A 13503-nucleotide genomic window follows, 5' to 3' on the forward strand; every position below is an offset into this window, starting at 1 on the left:
TCGGGCCCCCACTTCGTGGCGAAGTGGGGGCCCGAAACGCGTGTGGCCATGGGCTATTTGACCGAACCGGCCATCACGCCCTGTACGAAGTGCCGCTGGAAGGCGAAGAACACGACCACCGGAACCACCAGGGATACGAACGCCCCCGGTGCCAGCACATCGATGTTGCTTCCGAACTGGCGTATCTGGGACTGGAGTTCCACGGTCAGCGGTTGGGACGCGCTGTCCGCGAACAGCAGCGCCACCAGCATGTCGTTCCACACCCACAGGAACTGGAAGATGGCCAGGGAGGCGATCGCGGGTCGTCCCACGGGCAGGACGAGCCGTGTGAAGATGCGCCACTCGGTGCCGCCGTCCATGCGCGCTGCCTCCAGCATCTCCTTCGGCATCTCGGCGAAGTAGTTGCGGAGCAGGAACACCGCGAAGGGCAGGCCGTAGGCCACGTGGAAGAGGATCACACCGGGGATCGTGCCGAACAGGCCGAGCTGGCCGAAGAGTTTAGCGACCGGCAGCAGACCGATCTGCACGGGCACCACCAGCAGCGCGACCACGACCAGGAAGATCGTCTCCCGCCCGGGGAAGTCCAGCCAGGCGAAGGCGTACCCCGCGAGCGCCGCGACGACCACGACCAGCACGGTCGTCGGCACCGATATCAGCACCGTGTTCCAGAACGCCTGTGTGATCCCGGCGTTCCCCAGCAGCGACGAGTAGTTGTCGAAGGACAGCTGCCCGGGGCTGGAGAACACCGTCCACCAGCCGCCCTTCGCCGTGTCCTCGGCGGACCGCAGCGAGGACAGGAAGAGTCCGGCCAGCGGTGTCATCCACACCAGGCCGATCAGCACCAGAAAGGCCTGGACTGCCCCGTTGCCCAACCCGCGCCGGACCGCGTTCATCGCTGACTCCTTCGGAAGCGGCGGACGTTGAACACCATGGCCGGGACGACCAGCAGCAGCAGGAGCACGCCGAGCGCGCTGCCGAGCCCCTGGTTGTTGCCGCCGCCGAACGACACCAGCCACATCTGCGTCGCGAGGACGGTCGCGTCCTCCTGCACGGGACCGGGCGCGATGATGTAGACGAGGTCGAAGACCTTCATCACGTTGATGACGAGGGTGATGAAGACGACCGACAGCACCGGTGCCAGTAGCGGCACGGTGATCCGCCGGAAGATCTGCCACTCGTTCGCGCCGTCCATCCGCGCCGCCTCCAGGGCGTCGCGCGGCAGCGTCGACAGACCCGCCCCGATCAGCACCATGGCGAAGCCGGTCCAGATCCACAGGTACGCGCCGATGATCGCCGGGGTGACCAGCGCCGGCCCGAGCCAGGAGACGCCCTCGTAGGGCTGGGCGAAGTTCGACGACGGCAGCTTCACCTCGTAGGAGCCCGATGCGAGGCCCTCGAAGCGGAAGGAGCCGTCGGCTGCCGTGGTGGTCGCGGCGATCGTCTCGCCGTCGCGGACCGCCTCGACCTTCATCTCCGGCAGTCCGCTCTCCCGCCGGTCGACCTTCCCCTGCTCCCCTCCCCCGCCGGGCGTGAAGTCCAGGTAGACCACACCGCGCAGTTCGTCGGCGGCGGCCTTGCGCCCCGCCGCCGCGTAGGCCGGCTCGGCCCCGCCCGGCAGGTCACCGGGCCGCACGCCGACCAGGCCCAGCGCCACCGCGTCCCCGGGCGCCACGCTCGTGCTCGTGCGGTACGAGCCGTCCTTGTCCTTCGTCAGGCCATGGGCGTCTCGCGCCCGGGCCGTCGGATAGGAGGACTCCCCCTTGAAGGCGTCGTGGACGGAGACCACGGCGGCGTTGAGCACGCCCTTGTCGGGGTCCTCGTCGTAGGCGAGCCGGAAGATGATGCCCGCGGCGAGGAAGGAGACCGCCATCGGCATGAAGAGGAGCAGTTTGAAGGCCGTGGCCCAGCGGACCTTCTCCACCAGTACGGCGAGGATCAGCCCGAGGCCGGTGAGCAGGGCCGGGGCGATGACGACCCAGATGGCCGTGTTGCGGACGGCCTTGAGGGTCGCCGGGTCGCGGAACATCTCGGCGTAGTTGCCGCCGCCGACGAAGCTCGTCCCGGAGGCGTCGAAGAAGCTGCGGCCGATGCTGAACAGCACGGGGTAGACGACGAGCGCGCCGAGCAGCAGCAGTGCGGGGAGCACGAACAGCAGGGCGATGATCTTCCCGCGCCGGCGCAGTCGCCGGGTGCGGTCGGCGACCGGGCCGGGCGGTGGGGAGCTCGTGTCTTTCACGAGGGTCGCTGTCATGCGTATCAGTCCTGGTACGCCTTGGCCGCCGCGGCCTCCAGCTTCGCCGCGGTGCCCTTCGGGTCGGACGGGTCGCGCAGGAAGTCCTGGAGGAGCTTCCACTCGCCGGTGCCCTTCGTGCCGCCGAAGGCCGCCGGGGCCTGGTCGGACATGTCGAAGCGGACCGAGTCCCCGGCCTCGACGAGGGACTTGGCGGTGGCGCGGGTGACGTCGTCGCCGTAGGAGGCGAGGTCGAGCTTCTTGTTCGGGGAGAGGAAGCCGCCGGCCTCGGCCCACACCGCGGAGGCCTCGGGCGTCGACAGGTACTCCAGGAGGGCCTGGGCGGCCTTCTGGTTCTTGCCGTCCTTGAGGACGACGGCGGCGTCACCGCCGCTGACGACGGGTGCCTCGCCGCCGCCGACCGCCGGGAACGGGAAGAAGTTCGCGTCCTGGCCGACCTTCTTGCCGAACTGGTCCTTGGCGACACCGGCGACGAAGTCGCCCTCGTAGACCATGCCGGCCTCGGGCTCGGGGCCGAACACCTTCTCCACCGAGCCGGGGAAGTCGGTGTTCAGGGCGCCCTTCTGGCCGCCGGCGATGAGCTGCTTGTCCTTGAAGAGCTTGCCGAGGGTGGTGAGGGCGTCGACGACGGAGGCGTCGGTCCACTTCAGCTGGTGGGCGGCGAGGGCGTCGTACTTCTCGGGGCCGGACTGGGAAAGGTAGACGTTCTCGAACCAGTCGGTGAGGGTCCAGCCGTCCTGTCCGGCGACGGAGAACGCGGCGAGGCCGGAGTCGGACACGGTCTTCCCGGCCTTGAGCATGTCGTCGTAGGACTTCGGCGGCTTCACACCGGCCTGCTCGAGGGCGTCGGGGCTGTACCAGACGGTCGACTTGTGGGCGGCCTTGAAGTACAGGCCGTAGAGCTTGCCGTCGACGCTGCCGTACTTCTTCCACACGGGGGCGTAGCCCGCGTCGACGGCCTGCTCGGTCTTCGTCGACAGCGGCTTGAGCCAGCCCTTCTGCGCGAACTGCTTGAGCACGCCGACCTGCGGGACCATCACGACGTCGGGGGCGTTGCCGCCCTCGATCTTGCTGCCGACGACGGTGGAGACGTTGTCGCCGGTGGACGTGAACTGCGTCTTGGCGCCGGTCTTCTCGGTGAAGGCGTCGAGCACCTTCTGGAAGTTCTTCTGCTCGGTGCCGGACCAGACACCGGCCACGGTGATCGTCTGGCCGTCGAGCGCCTTGTCGCCGCCGCCGGCCGAGACGGGCCCGCCGCCGCAGGCGGTCGCGCCGAGCGCCAGGACGAGTGCGGTGCAGCCGGTGAGCAGGGTGGTACGTCGTCGCATCATCGTTGATGTCCCTTCGGAGGGTTCGCTTGCGGAGGTTCGCTTGCGCGGATGTTGCTTACGCGGGGGTCGCTTTCGGGGTGTTCAGGAACGGATCCACCAGGCGGCCGTCGAGCCGGAGAGCACTCCGGCCGGGCAGGGGCCGCTGGCGAGCAGGGGGGTGCCGGGGACCGGCGCGGGGGTGGGGGCCGTGCCGAAGTTGACGGCGCACACCAGGTCGCCGCGTTCGAAGGCCAGGACGCCGGGCGAGACGTCCAGCCATCGCAGGGTTCCCTCGCCCAACTGGGGCAGGGTGCCTCGCAGTTGGAGGCCGTCGCGGTACAGGTGCCAGAAGGAGCGGGTGTCGGCGAGGGCGCGGTCGGTGGCGTACTCGGCGAAGTACTCCGGCTGCGGCAGCCACGGCTTGGCGCTCTCCACGCCCGGGGTGAAGCCGAACGGCGAGGCCTGGCCCGACCAGGGCAGCGGGACCCGGCAGCCGTCGCGGATCCGGGCCCGGCTGCCGGTGCGGCGGAAGATCGGGTCGGTGAGCACGTCGTCGGGCAGGTCCACGACCTCCGGCAGCCCCAGCTCCTCGCCCTGGTAGATGTACGCGGCACCGGGCAGGGCCAGCATGAGCAGCGCGGCGGCTCGGGCACGGGCGGCGCCGAGGCCGCTGCCCTCGGTGGCGGGTTCGCCGTAGCGGGTGACGGTGCGGACCTGGTCGTGGTTGTTGAGGACCCAGGTGACGGTCGAGCCGGTTCCGGCGATGTCCTGCATGGCCTCCGAGATGACCTTCCGGAAGGCGTCGGCGTCCCAGGAGGCGCTGAGCAGGTCGAAGAAGAAGGCCTGGTGCAGTTCGTCGGAGCGGACGTACTGCGCGTGCTCGCGGGCGGTCGGCACGGACACCTCGCCGACGAGGAGGCGTTCGCCGCCGTCGCGCTCGGTGTACTCCTCGCATATGGAGCGCCAGCGGCGCCACACGCCGTGCACCTCCGGCTGGTTCCAGGCCAGCGGGTTGACCGAGTCGCGGGTGCGGGCGTCGGCCTCCGGGTCGTCGGAGTCGGGAAGCTCGGGGTGCTTGTAGAGGCCGGCGGCGACATCGATGCGGAAGCCGTCGACGCCCCGGTCGAGCCAGAACCGCAGCACCCGGTCGAACTCGGCGGCGACCTCCGGCTCGCGCCAGTTCCAGTCGGGCTGCTCGGGCGTGAACATGTGCAGGTACCACTGGCCGGGGCGTCCGTCCGCCTCGGTCACCCGGCTCCACGCCGGACCGCCGAACATGGCGTGCCAGTTGTTGGGCGGCTCGGAGCCGTCGGGGCCGCGGCCGTCGGCGAAGTGGAAGCGGGCCCGGGCCGGGCTGCCGGGAGCCGCTGCGAGCGCCTCACGGAACCAGGGGTGCTCGCTGGAGCAGTGGTTCGGGACGATGTCGAGCAGCACCTTGATGCCCAGCCGCCGCGCCGCCCCGACCAGCTGGTCGAACTCGTCGAGGTCGCCGAAGAGCGGGTCGACGTCGCAGTAGTCGGCCACGTCGTAGCCGTGGTCGTGCTGCGGCGAGGGATAGAAGGGGCTCAGCCAGATCCCGTCGACGCCGAGCTTCTTGAGGTACGGCAGTCCGGCCCGGACGCCGGCGAGGTCGCCGATGCCGTCGCCGGTGCTGTCGAGGAAGCTGCGGACGTACACCTGATAGATCACTGCGTCACGCCACCAGTGGTGCCTGTTCAACCCATCGACCTGTCTCTGAGGAGGGCAGCGGTTATGCATGCATGTTAAGTAAGCGTGTCGAGAGGGTGTCAATGAAATGGCAGAAGCTACCGAGCGGTTGAGGTGGCTGAATCCGGACAGACCGGGCGATGTTCAGCGTTTCGAGATGTCCGCGTTACCTAACAAGTAACTAGGAGCTCGGTGAGCGAGCGGCGCGGGGGCGGCTAGCGGCGCGAGATGGCGGCGAGCTCGCGCGCCAGTCGGCGCATCGCGGCGGCGGGCGTCTGGTGCCCGGCCATCGCGTCGTGCACGACCGCCTGCACGACGAGGCTGACCTGGTCGTAGCGGGGGCTCTTGGGGCGCGGCTCGGCCGCGAGGACGCTCGTGCGCAGCGTCGGCAGGTACGGGAACCTGCGGATGAGCGCGGGGTCCTGGTAGAGATCGGCCCGCACGGGCGGCAGTGCGCCGCGGGTGAGGACCTGGCGCTGGACGCGCTCACTGGTGAGGTACGCGATCAGCCGGGCCGCCGAGTCGGGGTGCCGCGCGTGCGCGCTGACTGCCAGGTTGGAGCCGCCGAGGACGCTGGTCCCCGGACCGTCGGGCCCGGGCAGGGGGACCGCGCCGACCTTCCCGGCGATCTTCGAACCGGGAGCGGAAGCGCCGACGTAGGCGTACGGCCAGTTCCGCAGGAAGAGCAGCCGGCCGTCCTGGAAGGCCTGTTTGGACTCTTCTTCCTTGTAGGTCAGCGCTTCCCTGGGGATCCAGCCGTCGCGCACTCCGCGGGCCAGGAATCCGATGCCCTCGCGGGCCGCCGCCGAGTCGACGGTGACGCGCTCACCCTCGTCGCCGAGGATCGAGCCGCCCGCCGAGTAGACGGCCTCGGCGGCGTTCACCGTGAGGCCCTCGTAGGGCAGAAACTGTCCCGCGTAGCCGTCGAGGCCGTGCTTCGGGGCGATGGTCTTCGCGTACCGCTCCAGCTCCGCCCAGGTGCGCGGCGGCGCGACGCCCTCCTCGGCCAGGACGTCCTTGCGGTACAGGAGCAGTCCGGCGTTGGTGACGTACGGGACGGCGTAGAGCTGTCCGTCGTAGGTCGCCGTGTCCACGACCGGCTGGAGGAAGGTCTTCAGGGGGAAGCGGTCCCGGGGCAGCGGTCTGATCCAGCCCGCCGCCGCGAACTCCGAGGTCCAGTTGACGTCGATGTTGAGCACGTCGAACCGGCTGCGGTCGCCGTCGCGCAGGTCGGTGACCATCTGCGCCTGGGTCTCGTCGGCCGAGTCGGGCAGCTCGACGAGGGTGACCTTCTCGCCGGGGTGGGTACGATTCCAGCCTTCGAGCAGAGGGCCGAGGTAGCCGGTGAGGTCTCCGGCGGTGGCCAGGGTGAGGGGGCCGCGGTCGGTCCCGGAGGGCTCGCCCGCCTGGGCTCCGGCGGCGACGTAGCCGGTCAGGACCACGACGAGAACGAGGAGGCCCCTACCCGCGGCTTGGATCCACCGCATAGGTTCCTCCCTGTACACCGGCGCTGGGCACCCTTGCCCGGAATCAGAGGCCATGTATACCTGTTAGGTATGGGCGATACTAGGGCCTGGAGCACATTGGACCAGACAGGAGGACTGCACGCGTGCGCCTGCCCCTCCTGGCCCTCCTCGCCCGCGGACCCGCCCACGGCTACGAGCTCAAGCAGGACCTTGAGCAACTGCTGGGCTCCGCGTACCCTCAGCCGAACGTCGGCCAGATCTATGTGACCCTCGGCCGCCTCGAGAAGTCGGGACTGATCGAGGGCGAGGACGTGGCGCAGTCCAGCCGGCCCAACAAAAAGGTCTATCACCTCACCGACGCCGGGCGGGAGGCGCTGCGCGCCTGGTTCGAGGAGCCCGAGGACGAGCCGCGGGTACGGGACGAGTTCTTCATGAAACTCGCGCTCGCTCCGCAGACCGGCCTCGCCGAGCAGATCACGCTGATCAACCAGCAGCGGCGCCAGTACCTGAACACCATGCGGCAGATGTCGAAGCTGGCCGCCGCCGAAGACCGCGACAACCGCATCGCCCATCTGCTGATCGAAGGCGCGATGCTGCACCTGCAGGCCGACCTCGACTGGCTGGAACGGTGCCAGGAAGAGCTGGAGGAGCTGGAGTGAGCGACAACCGTCCCGCTCCTGTGCTGCGCGCCGAGGGGCTGGTGAAGACCCACCACGGCGAGGGTGCCCCGGCTCATGCCGTGCGCGGGGTCGACCTGTGCGTACGGCAGGGCGAGTTCGTGGCGATCACCGGCCCGTCCGGCGCCGGCAAGTCCACGCTGCTGCACCTGCTCGGTGGGCTCCAGCGCCCGGACGCGGGCCACGTTCTGCTCGACGGCGAGTCCACCGACACCTACAGCGAGGCCCGCTGGGCGGTGGAGCGCAGGAAGCGGATCGGGATCGTCTTCCAGTTCTTCAACCTCGTCTCCAACCTGTCCGTCGCCGACAACGTGGAGCTGCCCGCCCTGCTCGCCGGGACCTCGCCGAAGCAGGCGCGCACCGAGCGCGAGGCGCTGCTGGCCGAGCTGGGCCTGACCGGCAAGGAACGCAGCATGCCGGGCGAGCTGTCCGGTGGCGAGCAGCAGCGCGTCGCGCTGGCCAGGGCCCTGGTCAACCACCCGCCGCTGCTGCTGGCCGACGAGCCGGCCGGCAGTCTCGACAGCAAGGGCACCCGCGAGGTGATGCGGCTGCTGTCCCGCTTCCACCAGCGCGGCCAGACGATCGTGCTGGTCACGCACGACGCCCGGCTGGCGAGCGCCGCGGACCGGGTGATCAGCTTCTTCGACGGCCGGATCGCCGACGACGCGGAACTCGACGGCGGCACCACCCAGCCGCGCCGCGCCGGCATATCCGGCGTGCTGGAACTCAGGGACTGACATGCGGGTCCACGACCACCGCCCGGTGTCCGGGCCGAGGAGGCTTCTGATGGATCTCCGCGGAGCGAGGAGCGGCGTCCGGTGCGTGCGATCGGCGTGCGGCGGGAACGGTCATGTGGCGGAGCCACCTGTCCGTTCACGGCGTGCGGCATGGGGGTCCCCCCTGCTCGAGCGAAGCCGAGAGCTTGGGGGAGTGCGTGCCGGACGCCGTGACGCCGCGGGGATCCATCAGAAGCCCCCTAGGGGCTGAGGCCCGTGCGAGCCACCCTGCGCTGGGCGCACTCCGATCTGCGCACGCACCGCGGCGAGGCCCTGTTCCTCGTCCTCGCCACCGCCGGCATCGTGGCCTCCCTGCTGCTGGCCACGGCCCTGTTCGGCTACGCGACCAACCCCTGGCAGCGGGTGTTCACACAGTCGCACGGCGCCCATGTGTGGCTGCACACCGACAAGACGGCCGACACCGGGAAGCTGGCCGATCTGGCCGGCGTGGACTCCGTCACCGGCCCCTACCCGACCGCCGCCACCACCGTCTCCTCGCGCGGCAGCCGCGCCGCCGTCGAGCTGCGCGGCACCCCGGAGCGGCCCTCCGCCGACCGTCCGCCGGTCGTCTCCGGTCACTGGCTTGACCCCGCGACCCCGAACGGCGTGGTCCTGGAGAGCCGTCTCGCCCGCGCCCTGCTGACCGAGCCCGGCGACACCCTCACCGTGCCCGGCACCGCCCGCGAGCTGACGGTCGTGGGCCTCGCCGACAGCGCCGAGCCGCGCTACCGGCCCGGTGAGCAGCCGGGCCTGGTGTGGGCACTGCCGTCGGCGGTGCCGGACCCGGGCGGCCAGGTGATCGGGCTGCGGCTGACGGATCCGGGCGACACCTCCTACGTCGTCCAGCGCGCCGTGACCGTACTGGGCTCCGGGGCGATCGGCGAGGTCTCCACCTGGCAGCAGGCACGCGCCGAGGCGCAGGGGGACAACCGGCTGCTCGGCCAGGTGCTGGGCCTGTTCGGGCTGGGGGCGCTGGTCGCGGCCGGGTTCGCCGTGCACGGGGCGATCGGCACCCGTATCCGCGGCCATCTGCGGGACCTCTCCGTCCTCAAGGCCATCGGCTTCACGCCCGGCCAGGTGGTCCGGATCTTCCTGCTCCAGCACCTCGCCTACGCCCTGCTGGGTGCCCTGGCCGCCGCCGGTCTCGCCGAGGCCCTGGGCAGCCGGATCCCGGGGCGGCTCGGGGACGCGGTGGGGGTGTGGCAGGGGCTGCCCGGGCACACCGTGGCGCTGCTCGTGGTCCCGGCCGCCGCGGTGCTGTTCATCGGCGCGACCACCGGTCTGGCCGCCTGGCGGGCCGGACGCGTGCCGCCGGTGCCGGTGCCGCGCCCCGCCGCGCCGTCGGGCGGACGGCTGTCCGGCGTCGCGCGCCGGGCCCTCGGCCGGCGGATCCCGCCCGCGCTGGTGCTGGGCTGGCACAAGGCGTTCACCCGCCGCCACCGGTCCCTGGCCACCGTCGCCCGCCTCACCCTGCCGCTGCTGCTGATCGTCGTGGCGATGAGCGCCTGGACCACCCTCGACCGCTTCCACAGCGAGCCCGAGCGGATCGGCCTGCCCACCACGCTCAGTGTCCGCGCCGACGACTCCGGCCTGAGTGAACAGCAGACCCGTTCCCTTCTGGAACGCGACCCGGAGGTCGCCGCGGCCTACCCGGGCGTCGAGACGGCGGCCCTGGGCGCGAGTCAGACGGCGACGATCGCGCTGCGCGGCCTCGGCACTCACCAGGACCCCTACCCGTACACCCTCGCCGAGGGCCGCCCCGCCCGCGGCGCCGATGAGGCCGTGGCCGGGCAGGGGTTCCTCGACCTGCTGAACGTGCGTGTCGGCGACTGGGTCCGGATGACCGTCGGGGACCAGCCGCAGATCCTGCACATCGTGGGCCGCAGCATCGAGCCGGAGAACGCCGGCCGGGTCATCTCCACGTCCCTCGACACCCTCCGCGAGAACGACCCGGATCTCCGCCCGACCCTCTACGAACTCCGTCTGGCCCCCGGCGCCGACCCGCGCGAGGTCGCCGACCGGCTCGCCGAGGCCGGGGGCGGCCATCTGGACGTGCACACCGTGACCAACCCGGCCGACGGGCTCTCGCCACTGCGCGCCGTCGTCGCCTGGCTGATCGCCGTGCTCGCCCTCATCGGGCTCATCGAGCTGCTGACCGCGATCGGCGGCACCGTCCGTGAGAGCGAACGGGACCTGCTGGCCCTGAAGGCCATCGGCCTGTCTCCCCGGCAGATCACGGCGATCACCGTCACGGCCACCGGGCTCACGGCCCTGGCGGCCGTCCTCGCCGCCACCGCCCTCGGCCTGCCGCTCGCCCGGTGGCTGATCGACACCCAGGGCCGCTCCAGCGGTATCGGCGCGGGCATCGCCCAGGGCCCCTCCGCGATCCTGATGGTGCTGCTCGGGGCGGCAGCGGTGCTCTGCGCCGCCGCGCTGGCCGCCGTCCCCGCGGCCCGGGCGGCCCGACGGCGCCTCGCGGACACACTGAGCGCGGTGGCCTGACGCCGTCACCTCCCGGGGGTCAGCCTCCGTACGGGTACCGCGGGTTGTACGGCGGCTGCGGGTGCGGGGCGTAGGGGTGCGGGGCGTAGGGGTGCTGCCCACTCGGCGCGTGGGGAGGACCATACGGGTTCCTCCCCTGCGGCGGGAGGTACGGCGATCCCGCCGGGGGCATCGGCGAGACCGGCCCGGGCACGGGAGGATGCGTCGCGGGATGGGCGTTCAGCCGGATTCCGTACCGCCTCTTCAACCGCCGCATCTCCAGCAGCGCGATGGCGGTGACCGTCACCGGCGCGCCCAGGATGAAGACGATGCCGAGGGTGAGACTGAGCCCGTGCAGATCACCGGTCACCAGGTCCGGGACGGCCACCAGCCAGCTGGTCACCATGGCCAGCAGCGGCGGCAGGCAGCGGTGGACGGCGGCCGTGCCGAAGAAGTTGCCCGACACCCGCACGGCTCCGGAGGCCGTGAAGGCGAGCAGCCACAGCATCGTCATACCGAACCCGATGATCACGGCGACGTTCGCGGACGCGTTCACCGTCCGCACCAGCAGCAGCACGGCGGCCACGCAGCCGACGAAGAGCACCAGCAGCGCGAGGGACTTGAGCAGCGGCGTCCGCAACTGCCGCACCGTGCCGCCACGCCGCCACACCCAGAGCATAGCCCCGACGGTGAGCGGGGTGAGGAAGAGCAGGACGACCGAGGCCGTCATCGCGTTCTCCAGCAGCTCCGTGAGGTCGAAACCGCCCTCGACGAAGGTGTAGACACCGAGCGAGGTGATCGCCCCGGCGATGACACGGGCCCGTTTCAGGCGCTCCACCGACGGGTCGAGCGGCTGCGGGATCCAGGCGGGGTGGAACACCGCCCGCGCCACGTCCTGAGGCTTGAGCAGGGACCGGGCCGTCAGCGTGCCACCGGTCCAACTTCCGCGTGAGCGTGCCATCTTGCGCTCCCCCGAGCACTCGCCGTGATGATCGCCCGGGAGTCTACGGGAAGCGGACGGCGCGCTGCCGCCCGCCTCCCGCGGCGCCCGTCCGCCTCCCCCGGAACCCGTCCGGAACCCGTCCGGCGCCCTTGGCTACCGGCCGCGCAGCTCCCGGTACGTGGCGACCAGCGCCTTGGTGGAGGCGTCCAGGCCCTCCACCTCGGCGCCCTCGGTCAGCGCCGGCTCGACGCGCTTGGCGAGGACCTTGCCCAGCTCGACGCCCCACTGGTCGAAGGAGTCGATGTTCCACACCGCGCCCTGCACGAACACCTTGTGCTCGTAGACGGCGACCAGCTGACCCAGGACGGAAGGCGTCAGCTCGGGCGCGAGGATCGTGGTCGTCGGGCGGTTTCCCCGGAAGGTCTTGTGCGGCACCAGCTCCTCGGGCACGCCCTCGGCCCGCACCTCCTCGGGCGTTTTGCCGAACGCGAGTGCCTGCGTCTGCGCGAAGAAGTTGGCCATCAGCAGGTCGTGCTGCGCCTTCAGTTCGTCGCTCAGCTCGCCGACCGGCCGCGCGAAGCCGATGAAGTCCGCCGGGATGAGCTTGGTGCCCTGGTGGATCAACTGGTAGTAGGCGTGCTGCCCGTTGGTGCCCGGCGTGCCCCACACCACCGGCCCGGTCTGCCACTCCACCGGCCTGCCGTCACGGTCCACCGACTTGCCGTTGGACTCCATGTCGAGCTGCTGGAGGTAGGCGGTGAACTTGGACAGGTAGTGGCTGTAGGGCAGCACCGCGTGGGACTGGGCGTCGTGGAAGTTGCCGTACCAGATGCCCAGCAGGCCCAGCAGCAGCGGCACGTTGGACTCGGCGGGCGCGGTCCTGAAGTGCTCGTCGACGATGCGGAACCCGTCGAGCATCTCCCGGAAGCGGTCCGGGCCGATCGCGATCATCAGGGACAGGCCGATCGCGGAGTCGTAGGAGTACCGGCCGCCGACCCAGTCCCAGAACTCGAACATGTTGGCCGTGTCGATGCCGAACTCGGCGACCTTCTCGGCGTTCGTCGACAGCGCGACGAAGTGCTTGGCGACCGCGGTCTCTCCCCCACTCTCGACTTCGCTCGAGCGGGAGGTGCCCCCAGCGAGGGCGTCCAGCAGCCAGGAGCGCGCGGACGTGGCGTTGGTGACGGTCTCGATGGTGGTGAAGGTCTTGGAGGCGATGACGAACAGCGTCTCCGCCGGGTCCAGGTCCCGGACCGCCTCGTGCAGGTCGGCGCCGTCCACGTTCGACACGAAACGCACCGTCAGCGAGCGGTCGGTGAAGGCCCGCAGCGCCTCGTAGGCCATCGCGGGACCGAGGTCGGAGCCGCCGATGCCGATGTTGACGACGTTCCGGATCCGCTTGCCGGTGTGGCCGGTCCACTCCCCCGAACGCACCCGGTCCGCGAAGGCGGCCATCTTGTCGAGCACGGCGTGCACATCCGGCACCACGTTCTCGCCGTCGACCTCGATCACCGCGTCCCGCGGGGCACGCAGCGCCGTGTGCAGCACGGCCCGGTCCTCGGTGGTGTTGATCTTCTCGCCGCGGAACATGGCGTCCCGGAGCCCGAAGACATCGGTGGCGGCGGCCAGTTCGCGCAGCAGCCGCAGGGTGTCGTCGGTGACGAGGTGCTTGGAGTAGTCGACGTACAGGTCGCCGACCCGGAGGGTGTACGCGGCGCCGCGGCCGGAGTCGGCGGCGAACAGCTCGCGCAGCCGGACTTCGCCCAGCTCCTCACGGTGCTTGGCCAGTGCCGTCCACTCGGGCGTCTGGTTGAGCCTGGTACGGCCGTCTGCGTTCATCTGGGACTTCAGCCTTCTTCCTTGCCTGCCTGTACTGCCGCGTACCTGCCCCG

General features: G+C 71.0%; 10 protein-coding genes. 3 read left to right on the forward strand and 7 right to left on the reverse strand.

The features are described 5' to 3' along the window. Positions 1-53: 53 nt before the first annotated feature. From IGS69_RS07535 to IGS69_RS07555, 5 genes are all read right to left on the reverse strand, one after another. Positions 54-893: a carbohydrate ABC transporter permease gene (locus IGS69_RS07535; protein WP_190897877.1), complete on the reverse strand. Its 840-nt coding sequence runs from the start codon at positions 891-893 to the stop codon at positions 54-56. Beyond that, positions 890-2251 (reverse strand): carbohydrate ABC transporter permease, encoded by a 1362-nt coding sequence (locus IGS69_RS07540; protein WP_190897878.1) that lies wholly within the window; start codon positions 2249-2251, stop codon positions 890-892. The genes IGS69_RS07535 and IGS69_RS07540 overlap by 4 nt, the downstream gene beginning before the upstream one ends. Positions 2252-2256: 5 nt before the next feature. Continuing rightward, positions 2257-3582 carry an ABC transporter substrate-binding protein gene (locus tag IGS69_RS07545; RefSeq protein WP_190897880.1) on the reverse strand — a complete coding sequence of 442 codons (1326 nt, stop codon included), beginning with the start codon at positions 3580-3582 and terminating at the stop codon, positions 2257-2259. Between the two features lie 81 nt (positions 3583-3663). Further along, the gene (locus tag IGS69_RS07550) at positions 3664-5319 is read right to left on the reverse strand and encodes a glycoside hydrolase family 13 protein (RefSeq protein ID WP_190897882.1); all 1656 of its coding nucleotides are present in this window, start codon (positions 5317-5319) and stop codon (positions 3664-3666) included. Between the two features lie 164 nt (positions 5320-5483). Then, positions 5484-6755 carry an ABC transporter substrate-binding protein gene (locus IGS69_RS07555; RefSeq protein WP_190897884.1) on the reverse strand — a complete coding sequence of 424 codons (1272 nt, stop codon included), beginning with the start codon at positions 6753-6755 and terminating at the stop codon, positions 5484-5486. 122 nt (positions 6756-6877) lie between these two features. Between IGS69_RS07555 and IGS69_RS07560 the strand changes: the two genes are divergently transcribed. From IGS69_RS07560 to IGS69_RS07570, 3 genes are all read left to right on the forward strand, one after another. Next, positions 6878-7393 carry a PadR family transcriptional regulator gene (locus tag IGS69_RS07560; protein WP_104779514.1) on the forward strand — a complete coding sequence of 172 codons (516 nt, stop codon included), beginning with the start codon at positions 6878-6880 and terminating at the stop codon, positions 7391-7393. Further along, complete coding sequence (locus IGS69_RS07565; RefSeq protein ID WP_190897886.1) at positions 7390-8148, forward strand: ABC transporter ATP-binding protein; 759 nt, start codon at positions 7390-7392, stop codon at positions 8146-8148. The genes IGS69_RS07560 and IGS69_RS07565 overlap by 4 nt, the downstream gene beginning before the upstream one ends. Before the next feature lie 255 nt (positions 8149-8403). Continuing rightward, positions 8404-10689, forward strand: a complete 2286-nt coding sequence (locus IGS69_RS07570; protein WP_190897888.1) for an FtsX-like permease family protein — start codon at positions 8404-8406, stop codon at positions 10687-10689. Positions 10690-10708: 19 nt separating this feature from the next. On the opposite strand, the gene IGS69_RS07575 is transcribed toward IGS69_RS07570, so the two are convergent. Both IGS69_RS07575 and pgi read right to left on the reverse strand, forming a co-directional pair. Beyond that, positions 10709-11629, reverse strand: coding sequence for a DUF3824 domain-containing protein (locus IGS69_RS07575; protein WP_190897890.1), 921 nt, complete (start codon positions 11627-11629; stop codon positions 10709-10711). 135 nt (positions 11630-11764) lie between these two features. Then, positions 11765-13450 carry a glucose-6-phosphate isomerase gene (gene pgi, locus IGS69_RS07580; RefSeq protein ID WP_190897891.1) on the reverse strand — a complete coding sequence of 562 codons (1686 nt, stop codon included), beginning with the start codon at positions 13448-13450 and terminating at the stop codon, positions 11765-11767. Positions 13451-13503: the final 53 nt, after the last annotated feature.

It is taken from the genome of Streptomyces tuirus (assembly GCF_014701095.1).
Taxonomy (GTDB): Bacteria; Actinomycetota; Actinomycetes; order Streptomycetales; family Streptomycetaceae; genus Streptomyces; species Streptomyces tuirus.